The organism is Bacillus sp. UMB0893, from assembly GCF_002858905.1.
Classification (GTDB): Bacteria; Bacillota; Bacilli; order Bacillales; family Bacillaceae; genus Bacillus_P.
In genome coordinates this window covers 370,661-391,422 of sequence record NZ_PKLB01000001.1, presented here as the reverse complement: position 1 = coordinate 391,422, position 20,762 = coordinate 370,661, and the positions used below count along the sequence as shown (strand labels likewise).

20 protein-coding genes are annotated in these 20,762 nt (G+C 42.0%); 2 read left to right on the top strand and 18 right to left on the bottom strand.

Translation table 11 applies throughout. The features are described 5' to 3' along the window. Positions 1 to 200 precede the first annotated feature (200 nt). From CYJ36_RS01995 to CYJ36_RS01910, 18 genes are all read right to left on the bottom strand, one after another. The gene (locus tag CYJ36_RS01995; protein ID WP_101564286.1) at positions 201 to 1,124 is read right to left on the bottom strand and encodes a S66 peptidase family protein; all 924 of its coding nucleotides are present in this window, start codon (positions 1,122 to 1,124) and stop codon (positions 201 to 203) included. A 65-nt stretch (positions 1,125 to 1,189) separates the two neighbouring features. After that, positions 1,190 to 2,815 (bottom strand): peptide ABC transporter substrate-binding protein, encoded by a 1,626-nt coding sequence (locus tag CYJ36_RS01990; RefSeq protein ID WP_101564284.1) that lies wholly within the window; start codon positions 2,813 to 2,815, stop codon positions 1,190 to 1,192. A gap of 32 nt (positions 2,816 to 2,847) precedes the next feature. After that, positions 2,848 to 3,846, bottom strand: coding sequence for an ABC transporter ATP-binding protein (locus CYJ36_RS01985; protein ID WP_101564282.1), 999 nt, complete (start codon positions 3,844 to 3,846; stop codon positions 2,848 to 2,850). Positions 3,847 to 3,851: 5 nt separating this feature from the next. Beyond that, the gene (locus CYJ36_RS01980) at positions 3,852 to 4,805 is read right to left on the bottom strand and encodes an ABC transporter permease (RefSeq protein WP_101564281.1); all 954 of its coding nucleotides are present in this window, start codon (positions 4,803 to 4,805) and stop codon (positions 3,852 to 3,854) included. Beyond that, positions 4,805 to 5,737 (bottom strand): ABC transporter permease, encoded by a 933-nt coding sequence (locus CYJ36_RS01975; protein WP_101564280.1) that lies wholly within the window; start codon positions 5,735 to 5,737, stop codon positions 4,805 to 4,807. Before CYJ36_RS01975 ends, CYJ36_RS01980 begins: the two co-directional genes overlap by 1 nt. A 13-nt stretch (positions 5,738 to 5,750) precedes the next feature. Further along, the gene (locus CYJ36_RS01970; RefSeq protein WP_101564279.1) at positions 5,751 to 6,575 is read right to left on the bottom strand and encodes a M55 family metallopeptidase; all 825 of its coding nucleotides are present in this window, start codon (positions 6,573 to 6,575) and stop codon (positions 5,751 to 5,753) included. Between the two features lie 431 nt (positions 6,576 to 7,006). Further along, entirely contained in the window at positions 7,007 to 7,420 is a 414-nt protein-coding gene (locus tag CYJ36_RS01965) for a PaaI family thioesterase (protein ID WP_101564278.1), read from the bottom strand. Positions 7,421 to 7,638: 218 nt separating this feature from the next. Continuing rightward, positions 7,639 to 8,421, bottom strand: a complete 783-nt coding sequence (locus CYJ36_RS01960) for an enoyl-CoA hydratase/isomerase family protein (protein WP_101564276.1) — start codon at positions 8,419 to 8,421, stop codon at positions 7,639 to 7,641. A 6-nt stretch (positions 8,422 to 8,427) separates the two neighbouring features. Continuing rightward, a complete protein-coding gene (locus CYJ36_RS01955) occupies positions 8,428 to 8,808 on the bottom strand; it encodes a PaaI family thioesterase (RefSeq protein WP_101564273.1) in 381 nt (126 codons plus the stop codon). 22 nt (positions 8,809 to 8,830) lie between these two features. Further along, positions 8,831 to 10,012 carry a thiolase family protein gene (locus CYJ36_RS01950; protein WP_101564271.1) on the bottom strand — a complete coding sequence of 394 codons (1,182 nt, stop codon included), beginning with the start codon at positions 10,010 to 10,012 and terminating at the stop codon, positions 8,831 to 8,833. Positions 10,013 to 10,029: 17 nt separating this feature from the next. Further along, complete coding sequence (locus CYJ36_RS01945) at positions 10,030 to 11,178, bottom strand: acyl-CoA dehydrogenase family protein (protein WP_101564269.1); 1,149 nt, start codon at positions 11,176 to 11,178, stop codon at positions 10,030 to 10,032. Positions 11,179 to 11,189: 11 nt separating this feature from the next. Then, entirely contained in the window at positions 11,190 to 12,008 is an 819-nt protein-coding gene (locus tag CYJ36_RS01940; protein WP_101564267.1) for a 3-hydroxyacyl-CoA dehydrogenase family protein, read from the bottom strand. A gap of 10 nt (positions 12,009 to 12,018) precedes the next feature. Beyond that, complete coding sequence (locus CYJ36_RS01935) at positions 12,019 to 12,894, bottom strand: 3-hydroxyacyl-CoA dehydrogenase family protein (protein WP_180850007.1); 876 nt, start codon at positions 12,892 to 12,894, stop codon at positions 12,019 to 12,021. Beyond that, the gene (locus tag CYJ36_RS01930) at positions 12,884 to 14,500 is read right to left on the bottom strand and encodes a long-chain-fatty-acid--CoA ligase (protein WP_101564262.1); all 1,617 of its coding nucleotides are present in this window, start codon (positions 14,498 to 14,500) and stop codon (positions 12,884 to 12,886) included. Before CYJ36_RS01930 ends, CYJ36_RS01935 begins: the two co-directional genes overlap by 11 nt. A gap of 12 nt (positions 14,501 to 14,512) precedes the next feature. Beyond that, positions 14,513 to 15,778, bottom strand: coding sequence for an MFS transporter (locus CYJ36_RS01925; RefSeq protein WP_101564260.1), 1,266 nt, complete (start codon positions 15,776 to 15,778; stop codon positions 14,513 to 14,515). 24 nt (positions 15,779 to 15,802) lie between these two features. Further along, complete coding sequence (locus CYJ36_RS01920; protein ID WP_101564259.1) at positions 15,803 to 16,951, bottom strand: acyl-CoA dehydrogenase family protein; 1,149 nt, start codon at positions 16,949 to 16,951, stop codon at positions 15,803 to 15,805. Positions 16,952 to 17,271: 320 nt separating this feature from the next. After that, positions 17,272 to 18,630, bottom strand: coding sequence for a DUF4179 domain-containing protein (locus CYJ36_RS01915; protein WP_180850005.1), 1,359 nt, complete (start codon positions 18,628 to 18,630; stop codon positions 17,272 to 17,274). Continuing rightward, positions 18,611 to 19,141 (bottom strand): sigma-70 family RNA polymerase sigma factor, encoded by a 531-nt coding sequence (locus tag CYJ36_RS01910; protein WP_101564255.1) that lies wholly within the window; start codon positions 19,139 to 19,141, stop codon positions 18,611 to 18,613. The genes CYJ36_RS01915 and CYJ36_RS01910 overlap by 20 nt, the downstream gene beginning before the upstream one ends. Before the next feature lie 129 nt (positions 19,142 to 19,270). On the opposite strand from CYJ36_RS01910, the gene CYJ36_RS01905 reads away from it, so the two are divergent. After that, complete coding sequence (locus CYJ36_RS01905; protein ID WP_101564250.1) at positions 19,271 to 20,401, top strand: DNA-3-methyladenine glycosylase family protein; 1,131 nt, start codon at positions 19,271 to 19,273, stop codon at positions 20,399 to 20,401. After that, on the top strand, positions 20,398 to 20,748 hold the full coding sequence (locus CYJ36_RS01900) for a hypothetical protein (protein WP_101564248.1): 351 nt from the start codon (positions 20,398 to 20,400) through the stop codon (positions 20,746 to 20,748). The genes CYJ36_RS01905 and CYJ36_RS01900 overlap by 4 nt, the downstream gene beginning before the upstream one ends. The last annotated feature ends 14 nt before the right edge of the window (positions 20,749 to 20,762 follow it).

Here is a 20,762-nt window from a genome sequence, read left to right as displayed (position 1 = left end):
TGTAAATTCTATTAATAAATAGGTTAGGTATCTGAAATCGGTTTCTTAGTATTGGGTTCTGGTATAATCCGATTCAGCTGATTCCTATCCAATTCCGGCTTCCAATTATCAATTTCTCCTTCCAATTATCAATTTCTGCTTCCAATTATCAATTTCTGCTTCCAACTACCAATTTCAGATTACTGATTTAAAATATCCCCTTACAAAATCCCGCTCTCAATCGACAACGTTTTTTCAAATGTATTCATATCTGCTCTTGTCCCAAGCGGAACAGAAATATTAGGTGAACAGTGTCCGATCTTAAAACCACTCAATGCAGGTTTGCCTGCAAGCTGTATATAATGAGTCAGCACTTCATCGAGAGACAGGGATTTCTTTCGTTTTTTAGGAACACAGTTATGAAAATCAGCGACTAAAATTCCGGCAGCATCTGTTAGTTTCCCTGCCATATACAGCTGATTCAGCATTCGATCGACAGCATACGGCTCTTCATCAATATCTTCTAGTAAGAGCAGTTTATCCTTTGTATCAATTTCAAACGCTGTTCCTAGCGAGCTAACGATTAGTGATAAATTGCCTCCGATCAGCTCTCCGCTTGCTGTTCCTTCAATCATCACTTCAAGCGGAGTGAGAGATTCGTCATAGATAAAATTTTTTTTATCAAATAGTTGATGAAAATAGTGTTTTGTTAACGGAAGCACCCTGCCCTCTTCTCCGAAATCGGAGCTTAGCATAGGACCATGAAACGTTACCAAACCTGTTTTCTGTCTGATGGCAGTATGTAAAAAAGTGATATCACTATATCCCCAGAAGATTTTCGGATTTTTCTTTATAAGATCATAGTCCAATAGAGATGCCATTCTTGCTGTGCCAAACCCTCCGCACGCACAAATGATTGCTTTTACGTCTTGATCTAAAAACATCGTATTCACATCATCAGCTCGTTCCTGATCTGTGCCTGCAAGATAACCGTGTTCCCGTTCAATGTGCTTTCCGAATTTAACGTTTAATCCCATTTCTTCTATAAAAGAAAGGGCTCTCTTTAGATTCTCTTTTTTAGGCGGACTTGCCGGGGAAATAATTCCTATTGTGTCTCCTTTTTTTAATGCATTAGGCTTAATCATCGTCTGAATCTCCTTTTATATAGAAAAGGGATGTTCAATCTAGCTGAACACCCCTTTTGCATGGCTTACTTCTTATCTGCCCATTTCAATTCTAAATATCCGACAGGGTGACGGACAATGCCTGTTACATCTTCATTTTGCAAATATACCTGGTTGTAGAAATGGAGTGGAATGATTGGTGCTTCTTCAAATAGAATCTTTTCAGCTTTGTATAATAATTCAAAGCGTTTTGCTTCATCCGATTCATTTTTAGAGTCTTTAATTAATTGATCATACTCAGCATTTGTCCAGCCTGTGCGGTTCATGGAATGTCCTGTTTGGAAATTCTCAAGGAAGTTAACCGGATCAGCATAATCTGCCAAGAATGAGCTTTTTGAAAGCTGGAATTTTAAAGCTTTTTGATCTGTTGCAAATACATTCGCTTCAAGGTTCGCAAGCTTCACATCAACACCTAAGTTATCTTTAAACATTTGCTGAAGAGCTTCAGCAATTTTTTTATGTGTATCATCTGTGTTGTACGATAGGGTTACTTCAGGAAGCTTGTCATAGCCTTCTTCTTTCATTCCTTTTTCAAGCAGCGCTTTTGCTTTGGCTGCATCTGTTTTGACTAAGTCGCCGCTTGCTTCGCGGAAGTCTTTTCCAGACGGATCTTTAAAGCCTGGAGAAACAAATCCATATGCAGGTGTTTCTTGATTTTTCGTGACAAAATCAACGATTTGCTTTTGGTCAACGGCCATTGCAAATGCCTTGCGGATGTTCACATTTTGGAATGGTTCAAGCGTTACATTCATTCTGTAAAAATAATCGCCAGCCTGTTCCTCAACATTTGCTTTTCCTTCAGAAAAAAGCTTTTCACTTAAGTCTGCAGGTACATCAGACGAATCTAATTCACCTGTTTGATAAAGCTGATATTCTGTATTTGTATCTTCTACAATGGCCCAATGCACGCCATCAAGCTTGACGTTTTTTGCATCCCAATATTGATCGTTTTTCTTCATGACGAATTCTTTGTCATGTTCCCATGATTCTAATGAAAAGGGTCCGTTTCCGACAAATGTATCTGCTTCTGCAAACCAGTCAGGCGTTTCTGTTGCCACCTTCTCATTAACCGGAAAAAAAGCAGGGTTTGCAATAACACTTAAGAAGTATGCTTGAGGACTAATTAACGTAACCTCGAATGTTTTCTCATCTACTGCTTTTACTTTCACATCATCTGCTGAGCCTGTTCCGCTGTTGTAAGCTTCTCCGCCCTCAATGAAATATCCTAAGAAAGCTGCGCCAGATCCTGTTTCAGGATTTAATAGGCGTTTCCATGCAAAAACAAAATCATTTGCCGTTAAATCATCACCGTTTGACCATTTTGCATCCGCGCGAATATGGAACGTATATGTTTTTCCATCTTCAGATATGTCCCATTTCTCAGCAGTAGCTGCCTCTGGTTCATGATCTTTTCCTAAGCGGGTCAGGCCTTCCATCAGGTTGTTCAAAGCATTCCATGAAACGGCGTCAAATCCAATAACAGGATCAAACGATGTAGGCTCTGCTCCATTGTTTAAGCGTAAAATTTTCTCTTTAGCTTCTGATTTGTCCCCATCGTCCTTCGTATCACTTCCTGCACTTTCATTCGCTGTACATGCCGCAAGTACAAATACGAGCATGGCCGTCAGGAATATTCCCATAAATTTTTTCATACTTCTCCCCCTCTAATTCTGAAATCTATCTGTTATTTCATTGAAGCTGTCATTAACTTGGCTCTGCTATCCTGTAGCCAGCAGTCCACATGATGCTCTTTGCTTAAATCTGCTGTATACGGGTAGACACGATCACACACTTCCATTGTATACTCGCATCTTGCCGCAAAGGGGCATCCCACTGGAGGCGAGAATAAGTCAGGCGGTGATCCGGCAATTGGAACGAGCTCTGCTTCTTCGATATCTAAACGAGGAATGGATCGTAAAAGCCCTTTTGTATAAGGATGCTGAGGACGATAGAAGATTTCTCTTCTTGTGCCAGCCTCGACAATTTTCCCCGCATACATGACCGCGACCCTGTCTGCTACTTGTGCGACGACTCCAAGATCATGAGTTATTAAGATAATCGATACGCTTGTTTTCTTTTGAATGTCTCTGAATAGATCGAGAATTTGCGCTTGAATGGTCACATCGAGTGCGGTTGTAGGTTCATCAGCAATCAGTACCTCCGGTTCACAAACGAGCGCCATTGCAATGACAATCCGCTGTCTCATCCCTCCGCTGAATTGATGCGGATACTGCTTCAAGCGGGCTTTGGGACTTGGAATGCCAACTAAGTTCATCATCTCGAGCGCTTTTTGTTTCGCTTTTTCTTTTGATACTTTTTCGTGCTGCTGTATGCCTTCCATAATTTGATCCCCAATTGTAAGGGTTGGGTTCAATGCAGTCATCGGATCCTGAAAAATCATGGAGATATCTGCTCCGCGCAGCTTTCTTAACTCTGGTTCTTTTAATTTTGTAACGTCCTTCCCCTTAAAAAGAATGGAGCCGGAATCAATTTTACCTGGAGGCTCAGGGATCAGCCGCATAATGCTCTGAGACGTCACACTTTTGCCGCAGCCAGACTCGCCGACGATCGCCAATGTTTCACCTTTATTCAGATCAAAGGATACTCCCCGAACTGCTTTTACCTCTCCTCCATACGTTTGAAAGGAAACGTGAAGGTCTTTTACTTCAAGTACTTTCCCCATGATGATTACCTCCTTAGCTTTGGATCAAGCGCATCCTGCAATCCGTCTCCAAGAACGTTAAATGCAAACATCGTCAGAGAAATACAAAGAGCAGGAAAAAAGAGGCGCCACCAATGTCCTGTTAAAATCGTTGAAAGGGCATCACTTGCCATCACACCCCAGCTTGCAAAGGGTGCCTGTATTCCAAGTCCTAAAAAACTTAGAAAGGCTTCGGCAAAAATAGCGGATGGAACAGTTAATGTGATCTGAACAATAATTGGTCCCATCGTGTTTGGAATTAAATTTTTCCGGATAATACGGGATGTCTTTGTTCCAAAGGACTTAGATGCATGGACGAATTCATAGTTTTTGATTTGGAGGACCTGTCCCCTTACAATCCGGGCCATGCCGATCCAGCCTGTCACAGTCAAAGCGACAATGATTGTAAATAAGCCTGGACCCATTACTACCATGAGCAATATAACAACAAGCAAATACGGAAGTCCGTACAGCACTTCAACGACACGCATCATGAAATGATCTACTTTTCCTCCTTTATAGCCTGCAATTCCTCCATAGATAATCCCGATAACAAAATCAATCAAAGCTGCAATGGCTGCTACAAAAAGGGATATTCGAGCCCCATACCATGTTCTTGTGAAAACATCCCGGCCCAGTTCATCTGTTCCAAACCAGTATTTTGCTGAAGGAGGCAGATTTTGATCAGTTAGGACTTGTGTTCTGACAGAGTGGGGCGAGATGATTGGACCAAAAATGGCCATAAACGTAATAAAGATTAGAAAGAGCAAGCCAGTCATTGCCAGCTTATTTTTACGAAGTCTTCTCCAGGCATCATGCCAGTAAGAAAGACTCGGTCTGACGACGGCCTCGGCATCCTGCTTGTCCCTGCTTTTCGGGACAAACCAATTGTCTGGGAGATCCCGGGAAGGATTTGGATCATGCTGTTTTCGGAGCTCCATTATCTTCCCTCCCTTTTATGTAATTGAATTCTCGGATCTAGAATTCCGTATGCAATATCGACCAGGAACAGCATGATGATCAAGATCGTGCTGTAAAAAACGGTTGTTCCCATTATGACCGGGTAATCCCTTGAACCAATACTCTCTATAAAATATTTGCCCATTCCCGGTATGGCAAAGATTTTTTCAATCACAAAGGTGCCTGTCAGGATGCTTGCTGCAAGTGTTCCAAGAACGGTGACAACTGGAAGCAGCGCGTTTCTGAGTGCATGCTTAAACACGATTTTCACAGGTGAAAGTCCTTTTGCACGTGCTGTCCGAATGTAATCCTGAGTCAGCACTTCAAGCATGCTGGAACGCGTCAGACGGGCAATGATCGCCATCGGCCCCGTTGCAAGCGCCAAAGTAGGCAGTATCATATGCATCGGACTCGACCAAGTCGCTGCAGGCAGAATTTTTAAATTGACAGCCAGATTTTGAATTAAAAGTGTCGCCATGATAAAGTTCGGAACGGAAATGCCGAGCACCGCGATAGTCATCGCTAAATAATCAATGAATCCGTTGTGGCGGAGTGCTGCAATGACCCCAAGCGTAATCCCTGAGAAAACAGCGACAGCAAGCGTTACGATTCCCAGCTCAAATGAAACCGGAAAGCCGCGTCCAAGCAATTCATTTACAGTTTGTGAAGACTTTTTAATTGAAGGTCCAAAATCGAATGTAACAAGTGATTTTATGTACATCGCGTATTGCACTGGCAGCGGTTCATCTAAATGGTAAAAGGCTTCAAGATTCCGCTGAACCGCTTCGCTTGTCCCGCGCTCTTCGTTAAAAGGAGAACCTGGAATTGTATGCATTAGGACAAACGTCAATGTAATGATCAGCCAAAGCGTTAATATCATGGAAAGCAGACGTTTAAATAGATATGTATTCATCGTTTCTCACTTCCTAACAGAATGTCGTTCTCATTGCCAGTTCCGTCATGACAAGCATCGCCCGATACGCTTCCAGAATGTCTTTTGCCTGGAACCTGACAATCGTGGTGTTCTCTACAAGCTCTGTTCCCGGCATTAACGCTGCCCATTCAGCTTGTCCATAGTTGGCAAACTCGATGGATAACTGCGGATGATCTGGTGGAGTGAGCGGTTTTACAAGTTCTTTATTTTTGATGGCAATAGCCGTTTTCTCTCTTAGAAGCTCTCCTGCTTTTACAGGTGTAAGTGATTTAACAGTTGAGCGTGAAATGGTTTCTTTTACTACCGCAGTTGTCACATTAGGAATTAACGCTTCTGCTTCAAGAGCCGCTCTGTCATCGCCGGCAACCATCAAAACTGGCACCCCGTGATATCCTGCCACATAAGCATTAAAGCCTAGTTCTCCTACGGCAACATCATTTATGCAGATCTCCCGAACCCCAAAAATCATTGTATGTGACATCACACCCATTTTCGAAGCACGCGCATGATACCCGACAAACATTGCGCCATAAAATGTGTCATCAAGTCCCTGAACCATGGAATATGGTTTAACATCCCCAGTTATAAGCTGGGTTTCAGGATGGAGCCTTTCAATCAGCAGATTGTTCATTTTTGAATGACTGTCATTGACAATCACTTCTGAAGCTCCTTGATGAAAAGCAGATTCAATCACATAATTTGCTTCATCTGTCATAATCTGACGGCCCCGCTCATAATTATGCCTGGATGAATTCACGTGAGTCTCATCTGCTAGTCCAGTGATTCCTTCCATGTCTACTGAGACATATACCTTCACCCAAATTCCCCCTGTTATATTTCTAATTTTCTTAAAATTATAAATTAAATATCATTACTTTACAATAACTTTTACATAAAAATACACACACCCGAATAGATTGACTGATATTTACATGGATATTAAGACCTGAATATTCCTGTATATTGAATTAATAATAAGAAAATCATCCCATCTTCTAAGTGGGTTAATAGAGTAATAGAAGGACTTTTTCAAGGAGAAAAAACTGACAATAATAGTCAAAATACGAGCAAAAACCCTTTATTTACAAAGGGTTTAAAGTGGATTACATTTAAAGCGTTACTTGAGTAAGATGAAAACAATATCAAAATCCCGATGAAATTACTTTGTTAATCCTTTACAATCTCCTATTTAAATGAAAACAGTTATTTAGACTCCCTGCCTATTTATCATGCATAAGCTTCGGTCAACTAAATAATTTCTTCATCACGAATTATTTTAAACGTTCCAGTTCCTTTTGCTAATAAACGACCGGTGGAATCTTTGATTTCCCCTTCTAAAAAAGCAAGCTTATAACCAAGCTGCAGCACTTTTGCTTCCGCAAAAATATCACCTTCTGAAATTCCGGCAAGGTATTGCGTGCTTAAATTTACTGTCATGCATTTAGTTTTTGTAATGGATCGGAGGAGCATGCCCTGAGCATAATCGAGCATCGTTGCATGCACGCCTCCATGCAGGGTTCCGTTTGCATTCAGAACGTACTCTTTGATTGTGAGCTTAATTTTTACGGCATTCTCCTCAAAATGCAGAATCTCAATTCCCATATGATTAAAAAAGGGACTGTCTTCAAAACTTTCCCGAATATCATGAACAAGAATGGCCACATGCGCACTTCCTTTCTTATTGGCTGTGTTCGCAATTGATTGTTGTTTCCTTATTCACATTGTGTTCTTTTCTAAAGGCTATTTTCGCATTGTTTGTTGTTTTTGGTTATTAATCGAACCCGTGGATTTCCGCTGCAGGCACTTGCTTTCCGCTACAATCCGCTAAAGGTTTTAACCATTTTTTCTAAAATGCAGCAAACTTTTAGAAAAGGGACTTCTTATTTGGAAGTAAACTGAGGTTTTCTTTTTTCTAAAAAAGCAGCTGTCCCTTCATTTTTATCATTCGTTGAAAAAAGAACAGCCTGGGCCAGTTTTTCAATTATAAGTCCTGTTTTTTGATCAGCATCAAATCCCGCATGGACGGCAAGCTTGGCGAGTTTTACCGCAAGAGGACCTTTTGAAAGAATTTGTCTCGCTGCTTCCTTTGTTTTTTCCTGCAATTCTCCGACTCCTGCAATCTCTGAAACCAGTCCGATTCGGTACGCTTCCTTCGCATCAATGATTTTCCCTCTTAAAATCATGTCCATTGCGACGCCTTTTCCGACTAGCCTTGCAAGTCGCTGTGTTCCGCCGGCACTTGGTATGATGGATAAATTCAGCTCTGGCAGTCCGAATTTAGCGTTTTCCGAAGCAATCCGGATGTCACATGCCATCGCAAGTTCGCAGCCTCCGCCAAGTGCAAATCCATTCACCATGGCGATTGTTGGTTTGTCGTATGCTTCTATGTAATCATAAACCTGCTGCATGCCCCCGCGGTTAAAGACATCCAGTGCGGTTCTTGATTGAAGCTGCCTGATATCAGCGCCTGCAGCGAAAGATTTATCGCCGCTTCCCGTAAAGACGACACAACCGGTCTCATTATCTGCTGCAAGGATTTCTAAAGCTTCCATTATTTCATTTAACGTTTCTTTGTTTAAGGCATTTCGAAGCTCCGGGCGATTGATGACAAGATAAGCAAGGCCATCTGATTTTCTGATCTCAATATTTGCAAAAGCGTTCATCTTTCTTCAGCTCCTTTTTAGCAATTTAAAGTCTGCCTGGCTTTTTGCAATCAAAGTTTGGTTTTCATCATAAACCCAGCCTTCAGCAGATGCCATGCCCTCAAAACAGTTCGTCACTTTAGCCCTGCATATTAAAGAGGACTTGACGGCCGCATCAAAAATGGTTGTATTTAATACAATTGTTGCAGACGGAGCACCTCCAGCATTAGATGCAGCTGTACCCATGGCAATATCAAGCATCGTATAAAAAATGCCGCTTCCAATCGTTTGAGGATCAGCAAGATGTTCCTTCTCGATCAGGGCGGAAATGATAATCTCTTCTCCTTGATTCTGCTCCCTCTGCAGGGACAAATGTTCAAAAAATGAAGAATGCATAATATCCAGCATCTGACCCGCTCCCTTTTAGCTCTTATAAAAGTTCAATCATCATCGCCATTCCCTGTCCGCCACCGACACAAAGCGCGGCAACACCTATTTGTCGCTGGCTTCGCTTCATTTCATGGAGCAATGTTGTAACAATTCTTGCACCTGTTGCCCCCAGCGGATGACCAAGTGCGATAGCCCCGCCATTTACATTCACCTTCGATTGATCAAGCCCCAATTCTCTGATCACAGCTAATGCTTGAGATGCAAAAGCTTCATTCAATTCAAAGAGATCAATATCATCGATGTTTTTCTTCGTTCTTTCGAGCAGTTTTTTTACAGCAGGGACCGGACCGATTCCCATCACTTCAGGGGAAACACCAGCTGCTGCCCAGTCTATTACTCTTGCAAGCGGCTTAATCTTCAGTTCATCCGCTTTGCTTTCAGTCATCAGAACTAGAGCTGCAGCCCCGTCATTTCGTCCGCATGCATTTCCGGCGGTAACGGTTCCTGATTTCCTGAAAGCAGGTTTTAATTGTGCTAACTTTTCATAGGTTGTATCCGGACGAGGATGCTCATCTGTATTAAAAATGGTTGAGCCCTTTTTATGAGGAACTTCGATTGGAACAATTTCATCCTGAAAAAGCTGATTCTGATTCGCATGTTCTGTCCGTTTTTGGCTTTCCAGAGCAAATTGATCTTGATCTTCCCGAGAAATTTGATATTTCTCTGCTACATTTTCAGCGGTCATTCCCATTCCCAGATGCTCGCCGTACGTTTCCTTTGGCTGCTGTCCATTTTCTTTATTGGAATCTACTAAATGGGCAGCGTCTCCTCCAAATCGGGAACCACGCAAATATATCGGAGAGAGACTCATATTTTCAGTTCCTCCGGCCACAACAATTTCCGCTTGTCCTGACTGAATTTGCTGTACAGCAGAAGCAATGGCCTGCATGCCTGATGCACAAAGCCGATTAATGGAAAAGGCAGGGGCCGTCACAGGTACCCCGGCCCGCAGCGCTGCAACTCTGGCCACATTTGAGGCAAGGGTTGTTTGTCTGACTTCTCCTAAAATGACTTCATCCACTTGTTCTGCGTTTATATTTGCCCTAATAAGCGCTTCTTTTATTGCATAACTGGCCAAAAAACTCGCCTCAACATCTTTAAGCGCTCCGCCGTATCTGCCGATTGGTGTTCTGACGGCACTTGCGATCACTATGTTTTCCATTACATTCAGCTCCCCTCTTATTGATATTGCTTTTTCAATTGACCTGCAATGATGTTTTTCTGAATCTCTGAAGTACCTTCATATATTCTTGTAATCCTTGCATCCCGGAAAAACCGCTCAATCGGATAGTCAGCAATGTATCCGATTCCGCCGTGAACTTGAACCGCCTTATCCGCAACCCGGTTATAGACTTCAGAACCAAATAGCTTCAGCATCGCTGCCTCTTTAATCACCTTCATGCCTTCATCAACCATCCAGGCGACCCGATAGGTAAATGAGCGCAATGCCTCAATTTCCATCGCCATTTCAGCAATCATATGAGAGACTGCCTGATGTTCAAAAATAGGAACATTGAATTGAATCCGTTTCTGCGAATAAATCATCGATAAATCCAACAGCTTCTGACTTGATCCAAGATTGCGGGCAGCAAGACCTGCACGTCCATTTGCCAGGATCTTCAGCGCATTTACATACCCCTGTCCTTCTTCTCCAAGAACATTTTCAGCCGGAACCTCACAATCTTCTAAAATAATTTCAGCTGAATGTGAACCTCGCAGTCCCATTTTCTTCTCGACAGCTCCCACTTGAAAGCCAGGGAAATTCTTTTCTACGATAAAAGAAGTAATGCCTTTTGCTCCGTTTTCAGGGTCAGTCACTGCCATTACAGTAAACACATCTGCTTCGGTTGCATTTGTGATGTAATGCTTCGTCCCATTCAGAATGTATTTATCCCCTTTTTTCACAGCTTTCGTTTTTAGATTGGTCGCATTTGAGCCGGCACTAGGCTCCGTTAGGGCAAATGCACCGATTTTTTCTCCTTTCGCCATCGCAGGGAGGTATTTCTGCTTTTGTTCTTCATTTCCCATTTCAACGATGCCTACCGTTCCAATTCCTGTATGCGCGCCAATCAGTGTCGTATATCCATTATGTGTCGCACCAATTTCTTCATATAAAGCACACTTGCCTACCATTCCAATCCCAAGTCCGCCGTATTGTTCAGGAATACTTAAACCGAAAAGACCAAGTTCCTTTGACATTTGAATAATTCGTTCAGGAATCGAGTTTGACTCCTCGATTTCCATCGCTGCTGCTTCAACCTCGGTCTGTACAAAATCACGGACATTCCGCTTTAAAAATTGAATATCTTCATCGAAATGAAAGTTCATGCGCTTGCCTCCTAGCTGTATTCATAAAATCCACGTCCGCTCTTTTTGCCAAGCCAGCCTGCTTTCACATATTTTACGAGAATCGGACAGGGCCGGAACTTCTCACCAAGTGTTTTGTAGAGATATTCCATATTCCGGAGCCTCGTATCGAGCCCGACTAAATCAGCAAGCTCGAGCGGCCCCATTGGATGATTCAACCCTAGCTTCATCGCTTTATCGATATCCTGAACAGAACCCACGCCTTCCATCATCATCGTCATCGCCTCATTTCCGATCAGGCAATTCATGCGGCTGACCGCAAAACCTGGGAACTCATTAATCTTTACGCATTCTTTCCCAAGTGTTTCTCCAAATCGAAAGCAGGCATCAATCGTTTCTTCTGACGTTTCCAAGCCGCAAATGACTTCGATCAGCTTCATTTTTGGCACAGGGTTGAAAAAATGAAGCGCAATACATTGCTTTGGACGGCTCGTTTGGGCACCAATTTCAGTTGGACTCATCGTTGACGTATTCGTGGCCAATATGGCAGATGGCTTTGCATAGCGATCTAACTCTTTGAAAACATTTATCTTGAGTTCCATAATTTCGAGCACTGCTTCAATTATGAGATCTGCGTCTTTTGCTGCCTGCTTTAGATCTGTTGTATAAACGATTTGTACGCCTGCTTCTGATTTTCCTGTCTTCTCGAATTGTCTGGCCACATAGGAGCGGCACCTATCCAGTGACTCTTCATGAATGTCCTGAACTACGACTGAAAAACCTGCAGCTGCACATGCATAGGCAATCCCGCGCCCCATTGTTCCTGCACCAATAACACTTACGTTTTGCACAAAATCACCTCTATTTCACTGCTGAATTTTGATTTTCATATGTGTAAAAACCCTTGCCGGTTTTTCTGCCGAGCTCCCCTTTTTCTACTTTTTCCCGGACGATCTTGGCAGGCTTATCCCGCTCATCTCCGCTTTCCTCATAGCGCTGCATTCTCACAAAATAGTTCACATCAATGCCGGTCAGATCCATTAAGGCGAAGGGGCCAATCGGATGATTAAGCGCTTTTGTACATACAAGATCAATTTCTTCATGGCTGGCATAGCCATTTTCAAGCAGGTACACGGCTTCATCCATCAGCTTTCCTAATATGCGGTTTGCAATAAATCCTGAAATTTCTTTATTCAATAAAACGGGCAGCTTATTAATCTTTTTTACAAAGTCCATCGACGTTTGAGCTGTTTCTTCAGAAGTGTGCGGACCTTTCACAACCTCTACAAGCTCCATGACTAGCGCTGGATTGAAGAAATGAATGTTGCAGACCTTATCAGGACGTCCCGTTACATCCGCTATTTTTGAACTGACAATTGTTGAGCTGTTTGTGGCTAAAATAGCATGCGGCTGTGTCATTTCATCCAGCTTCTTAAAGAGCTCTCTTTTCACATCGAGCTTTTCAACGATTGCTTCGATAACCAAATCTGATTCTGTTAACTCTTCAAGGGATGTGGTAAAAGAGATTCTCTGAAAAGCGGATTTCACTTCCTCAGCAGTGAACCTGCCCTTTTTAATTCGCTTCTCCATTTGCATGTCCAAAAAATCCTTTGCTTTTTCCAGACTTTCCGCTCTAACATCCTGTAATGTGACAGGATAGCCAGCTAGAGAACATACCATTGCAATTTGCGAGCCCATCGTTCCTGCTCCGATAACAGCTACTTTATTAATTTCCATTTTGAGAATCCCCTCTCTCTGATTCTTCTTTAATCAGCAATCGTTTTAATAGTTTGCCAACCGTATTTCGCGGAAGACTGTCTCTCACTTCAAACTGCTTTGGAACTTTATATGGCGTTAATTTCGTATAGCAATAGCCCTTTAGCTCATCTTTATCAATGGTCTTTCCATCCTTTGGAACAACATACGCTTTCACTCTTTCCCCATGTTCCTCGTCAGGAAGACCGACAACTGCTGCTTCCTTTACATCAGGGTGTTCATACAAAACACCCTCAATCTCCTGGGGATAAATATTAAATCCGCCAAGAATGATCATTTCTTTTTTTCTGCCAACGATGTAGAAGTACCCTTCTTCATCCATCGTTGCCAGATCACCTGTATAAAGCCAGCCATTTTTAAGAGATGCATGTGTTTCCACTTCATTATTCCAATAGCCCTTCATAATCTGTGGGCCCTTAATTAAAAGCTCCCCAACACTTTTAGGGCCAAGCTCCTGATTATCATCATCAATAATGATGCAATCTGTTTCAGGAACAGGGATTCCGATGCTGCCTATTTTTCTTTTCCCAAACGGCGGATTGCGGTGTGTTGTAGGAGAAGCTTCTGACAGCCCAAATCCTTCCCCAATCCGAGTTCCTGTGAGCTGTTCAAAGCGCTGAATTATTTCTACTGGAAGCGGAGCAGATCCTGATGAGCACAGTTTTAAACAATTCAGTTTTGCTTCCTCAATTTCCGGGTGATTCACGAATGCAATATACATTTTAGGCACCCCTGGGAAAAAAGTAGGGCTATGTGTTTTCACTTTTTTCAGCACATCATCAATATCAAACTTCCTGAACAAAAGAAGTCTCCCTCCGATGAAGATTCCAAGATTCATGCCGCTTGTCATGGCGTACACATGGTAGAGCGGAGTGGCGATTAAGACCGTTTCTTCTCCTTGAACCATAGAGTCCCCGTACATTAAATAGCTTTGATAGACGTTTGCAGTCAGATTGAAATGTGTCAGCATCGCGCCCTTCATTTTCCCCGTCGTGCCGCCTGTGTACTGAATGACGGCAACCTCTTTTTTTGCATCGATTGCTGCGGGATTTTTCAAAGGAATCTTGCAGGCTATCAGGTCCTCCAGATTGTGATAACGCTCGTCTGATTCTGTCATTTGAGATGCCATCATTTGTTTAAAAACGTACAAATCGCTGACTTCATTTATTGTTCTTCTGCCAAGACTGTCGGCAGCAATATAGGACACTTCTGCGTCTGTAACGATTTGCAGCAATTCCCTTGCTGTGTACATAGGATTGATTTGAACAACAATCAATCCTAGTGCATGGGCGGCATAGTAGAAAATCACATAATCAGGATGATTGGCAAGCATTAATCCGATACGCTCCCCTTTTTTGAAGCCCATTTCGTCCCATTTTCCAGCAAGATGATCTACTTTTGTCTTTAATTCCGCATAAGATGTTTCCTCATTTTCAAATATAATCGCCGTTTGATCTCCATAACGTTCAGCTGTTTTCTCAAGAAATAAATAGATGGATTGTTCAGGAATATGAACATCCTGGTGCTGGTAAAAGGAATGCCACGGGCGATGAATGGTTCGCTCCAAAAAACCTCCTCCTTACTTTCCGATTGCTGAATTGTTTTCGGCTTCAAAATGCATCGTTGATTGAGGCCTTACGAAAACAGTAAACAAAATTCCAAATAACGTGATCAGCCCCGCCATGAAGATGATAGACAAATCAAATCCTGCTGTACTATTTTCACCAGACGATCCGACAATGTAGCCTGTAATCAAAGGTCCAACGATTCCTGCAAGATTGCCGGATGATGTTAAAATACTCGTCATCAGACCGCCGCGTTCAGGAAGTAATTGAATGATAATAGTTGGTCCGATCGTTAAGATGGCATACGTTAGACCCTTAGCAAAACACATGGCAATGATAACCCAGACTGCGTTTTGAATGATTGCCGTAGATGCAAGCAATAAAGCTCCAACGATCATGGCTAGTCCCACAACGTACACTCTAGATATGCGCCAATCTTTATTGCGCTTAAACATGCGGTCAGATAGTACCGAAACCCCTATATAGATTCCCACTGATGCAACCCCGATGCCAGAAACAGCATACCCCATCTCAATGTTCGACATGTTTACGATTTTAACGAGGTAAACCGGAAGCCAAACCGCAAACCAGACAACAAGCAGGTACGTTGAAAAATAAGCAAGTGTTGTAAATAAAGCGGATGGCTTAGATAACATCAGCAGAAATGCTTTAATATCAAGCTTCTCAAGCTGCTTCTTTTTTGGCATTTCGTCTTCTTCCAGTTCTTCTGCTTTTGGAACATCTCTCGTAAATTGAATCAGAACGAACCAGACGATACTCGCAACTCCCAAAAATGCAAATGCCATCCGCCAGCCAAATATATGGATGAGTGCTACAAGAATGGGAGCTGCGACCATCGCACCTAATGTAGCCCCTGATACGACAACTGAATTTGCAAGCCCGCGAAGCTTTGGCGGAAACCACGTATTCGCATGGTTATAAGCAATTGGGCTAAACGGACCCTCGAATGCTCCAAGCAAAAACCGGTAAAGCAGCAGCAATGGCAGACCGGCAATGGCGAGCACGCCTATTTGTAAAACAGCCCATGTAAGCATAAGGAATCCTAAAACTTTTTTAGCGCCCACCCGGTCAGCCCAGGCTGCACCGAAAATTCCTGTCACTGGATACAGCCAATAATAGCTGCTGCCGACAAGACCCCAATCTGCATACGAAAGTTTAAATTCCTTCATGATTGGAACAGCTGCAAGCCCTGTAATCGACTTATCCGCAAAGTTAATGAACATCCCAAAAAACAGTAAAACAAGCACAACCCAGCGCATCTAACTCCCCCTATCCGCTCTGACTCAATTTTCTTCAAGTACTCTTCTGGCGATAATCAGCCTCTGAATTTCATTTGTGCCTTCATAAATTTTCGTAATGCGTGCATCCCGATAATAACGTTCAACCGGATAATCCGACACATAGCCCATGCCGCCGTGAATCTGTACCGCCTTGTCTGCGACCCGGTTAAATACATCTGAAGCAAATAGCTTAGCCATCGATGCTTCCTTTATCACTTTTTTTCCTTCATCAATCATCGAAGCAGCCATATAGGTAAGTGTTCTGGCAGCTTCCGTTTCCGTCGCCATGTCCGCAAGCATCCATTGAATCGCCTGATTGTCTGCGATCGGTTTGCCGAATTGGATTCGTTCTTTTGCATAATTTGCTGAAAGCGCTATCAACTTGTCGCACGACCCAACAGCTCTTGCAGCAAGTCCGACACGGCCCTCACTCAGGATTTTCAAAGCCGACATATAGCCCATTCCAATTTCTCCAATAACATTTTCCTCCGGCAAGGCACAATCTTCAAAAATCAATTGAGCTGTATGCGATCCTCGAAGCCCCATCTTTTTATCCTTTTTTCCAACCATGAATCCCGGAAAATCTTTTTCTACCAGAAATGCCGTAATACCGCCCTTCGCACCTTTTTCCTTATCCGTTAGCGCAAAAACAGTAAACACATCTGCAACAGGTGCATTCGTAATAAAATGTTTTGTCCCGTTTAGAACCCACTGATTTCCGCGTTTCTCGGCACGCGTTGCCAAGTTGGTTGCATCTGAACCAGCTCCTGGCTCAGACAAAGCGAAAGCGGCGATTTTCTTTCCTGCAGCCATATCCGGCAAATACTTTTGCTTCAGCTGCTCAGAAGCAAGCTTGACCAAACCTGTGCTCCCGATTCCTGTATGTGCACTTATTAAGCTGACAAACCCGTTATGCGTATGTCCCAGCTGCTCAAGCACGACAGCTTTGCCAACTGCATTCAGTCCGATCCCTCCGTACTCTTCAGGAATGCTGATGCCGAAAAGCCCCAAGTCCTTCGCCTGCTCAACTAAATGATCTGGAATCCTGTCCTCATCCTCAATCTGCTGAGCATAAGGCTCAACCTCATTCTCCACAAAACTCTTTACCATTTTTTTCATTTGTTCGATTTCCTGTGTTACCGTTGTTTGCATATGTATATCCCCCTTTTATGATACTTGCTATAGTAGATGCAAGAAGTGTGCCAAGCATGCGGTTCGCGCTCCAGTTGACCTGATGAAATGAAGTGATTCAAATTTGAATTGCCCGAGGTTAGATTGCTGTTGCTATGTGATTCATTTTTGAATCATTGGATTCAGGATTGAATTACGTTCTTAAGAATGCAGAAAACCGGTCAGCAATTGACCGGTTTTAGGTGTATGAGCATTGATCCAACAGATTTTTTCATATTGCTGCAATCTATTTTGACTCAGTGCGGATAAAATCTTTTTCTTTGCATTGTTCCAATTATTCCCTAATCATTATTTATCATCACTCGTAACGGCTCCATCTTCATTGGATCTGCATTTTTGCTGAAGATTCCAAAAGGCACGGATATGGAAAACTCACTGCTATTAAAATCATCCGGGACACTAAACCTCGATTGAAACTGCATTTTTTCCTTATCAATCAGTTTCCCCTTGTTTCCATAAATAATTGATTTGCCTTTTTCTAATGAGATTGAATCTGCAAAATTAACTAAAATATCTTCCTTATAATCAGACGCTTTCACATTTTCCACACGATAATCAAGGATCAGCTCGGTTCCTTTTTTTTCTATCGAATTTATGTCAATCTTATACTCAAATCGTTTACTTTCCACTTTAAATGGTGCAGATTTTATCGTTTCTAAGATCCGTGGTTCATCTCGTTCTACTTCTGGATAAATCATTAAGAACTTACTCTCACTTGACATTTTATTTGTAAACAAATAGCGGACTTGTTCTAGCAGCATTCCATTTTTTTCTTCTTTCTGCAGAATATCTCCATGACTCGGTGAAAACTCTCTTCCCTGATCATCGGTAACATGAATCGTGATTTGATCATCTTCACCAGATAGCGGAAACATCGTTTCAAATTCGAGCATGGTTGTTGCTTTTCCCATAGTGATTGATTTCATATTTAAAGTGTAATTCCCAACTTCCGATTTACCCATTACAGCAATTGTTTCAGGCGGGATTTGTTTCACTGGAACATTGAATTTCCATTCTCCTTTTTGACCTGCCATATAATAGAATGTTAATGGCAATGTGAAATCTGACGGCAAATCCTTACTCGGATTATGCAATTCCATCGACCCAATGTATCCCTTTTCCGTTTTAACAATTCCAGAGTGTCCCCCTGACCATTGCTTAGATTCACTGCCATCAAAGAGATAATGACTGTAGCCGCTTACTGGATCGTTTGGTCCTTCCACCCATTTTTCAGGAAGAGAATCGCCTTCTGCCTTAAATGTCACACCGACGACATTTCCGTCAAAAAAGACACTGGTCAGTGTAACACTTACTCCATTGCTTGTTGCTTTTTCATTCAGTTCTGTCACTAAGTTACTTGCAGATAATTCTTTTCCAATAGAAAAAGAGAAGTTTTCATAGATTGAACCTAATAATGGAACACTTGCCAATACATTCGTTACAGGAGCGAAAACAAATCCAAATGCTAATACGATTGATGCTGCCGCTGCTGAAAGAATAGCAGCTGACTTTCCAGTGAATCGTCTCTTAAAACGCTTTTGTTCTCTCCCAGCCTTAATCCCGCAATCAATCGCATAAAAAATTTCATCTTCAGGCAATTCAATTTCTGCTAATTGACTATTAAACCATTTTTTGTCCATATTGATGCCCTCCTTCGAGCACATGCTTCAGCTCTGCTTTTGCTCTGCGCAAATATGTCTTGATCGTTCCCTCAGGTTTTTTCATGGTTTCAGCGATCGTGCGGATGGATAAATCATGGTAATAGAATAAAATAATAACGGTTTGATAGTGATGATTTAAGGTAGAAATAGCATATGGGAGATCGAGCTCGCTTTCTTTATTCACAGCCGCCTTATTTTCAAAAAATGCACTTTCTATTAATACGACTTTTTTCTTCTTCTTAAGAAATTCATAAGCAGTGCGAATTAATATTTTCGTCAGCCAAGTACTGAAATACTCAGGCTGCTTTAAGCTCCCTATTGAAACAAATGCTTTGCAAACTGTATCCTGAAGAATATCGAGGGCATCTTCTTTATTTCGAACATATAAAAAAGCCGTTTTATATAGTTTGGCACTCTCTATTTTTATTAGCTCTTCAAATGCATCTTCATTCCCTTTTATTGCTTTTTTCACCGTATATAAATGATTCACGCTTTCCTCTCCTTTCACATGTTAGAGGAATCCTTTATGAGAAAAGTTTCAAAAATTAAAATCTACGTCATTATACAAAAACTTGTAAAAAAGTGGTATCATTTTTTCATATGAAAGGGGTTGTTGCTAATGGCCGTTTTACCCCGCAGCACGATGATCGAAGCGATGCTTTCAGGTGACAAAGCCTTTGATGGTATGTTTTACACTGGAGTGAAAACCACCAAAATCTATTGTTTGCCTTCTTGCTATGCAAAAAAACCGTTTCCTGAGAATGTTGTGTTTTTCCATTCAGCAGATGAAGCTGAAAAACATCACTTCCGAGCATGTAAAAAATGTTTTCCTGATCTTTCGCCAGGCATATGGATTGACCATAAAAATCATATAGAGCTCGTGCCTCCAAGTGATTTTAACTTCAAAGAATGTCTTGTGTTTTTAGGAAGATCTGACGCTGAAGTGCTTCACCTCATTCATGAAAACTCATTCTTTAAATGTATAAAAATTGAAGAAAAAAAGATTTTGATGAAAGTATCTATGAAGCAGGAAAAACTAGTAATTGAGTTTCCTGATGTTCTACCAAACAAGTTCAGCCGATTACAGGCAGCTAAATACATTTGGAACTTGTTTGATTTAGATCGTGACATGAAGCCTTTTTATGAGCTTGCTGAAAAAGATGCACTATTAAATACAGTCGTCTCTACTCATCATGGACTCCGCATTATTGGAATTCCTGATTTGTTCGAGGCATTAACATGGGCCATTATAGGACAGCAGATTAACCTGAATTTCGCCTATACGTTAAAAAGAAGATTGACTGAGGTGTATGGAGAGAACTACGAGTTTGATGGTAAAACGATGTGGATTTTTCCCGAGCCAGAAATCATTGCCGCCTTACATGTTTCGGATCTGCAAAAACTTCAATTCACAACGAGAAAAGCAGAATATATTCTTGGAATCGCCCGTTCGATATCTGATGGAACCTTATCTAAAGAACAGCTGCTTTTATTAGAAAAAGAAGAAGCCAGGGCTTTCCTATTAAGCATCAGAGGGATAGGAGGCTGGACAGCTGACTACGTATTGATGAAATGCTTGAAAGATCCAGCAGCTTTTCCGATTGCAGATGTGGGACTTCACAATGCGATAAAAGCTCAGCTTGATTTAGAGCGTAAGCCTTCAATAGAGGAAATTCTGAAGCTTTCTGCCGGATGGAAAGGCTTGGAAGCGTATGCGGTTTTTTATTTATGGAGGTCGTTGTATAAATGAAAAAACAGAAGATATTTACAGGAATCCTGGTCTTTTTCATGCTAGCAGGAGTCATTTTTTATTATTACGGTTATTATCAGTCGTCCCAAACGGTTGACGATTTTCCTGTACCGGTCAGCGCCACCCTATTAAAGTTGTCAAAAGACGGGAGCTTTGAGGAGTACACCTGGTCGCTCGCTTCAGAAGAGGATGGCCTTCCTTCGGCTTATCTCGCAGCCATTCGGCTTTGGGGATGGGAAAAAGCAGAGAGGATGGGCGGCACAACAGCTTTTGAAAAGAATGGCAAACAAGTAAGCGTAACCTCTCTAAAAGACTCTCTATTTATCAACACACCTACGGAAGAATAGAAAAAGCTCAGCAG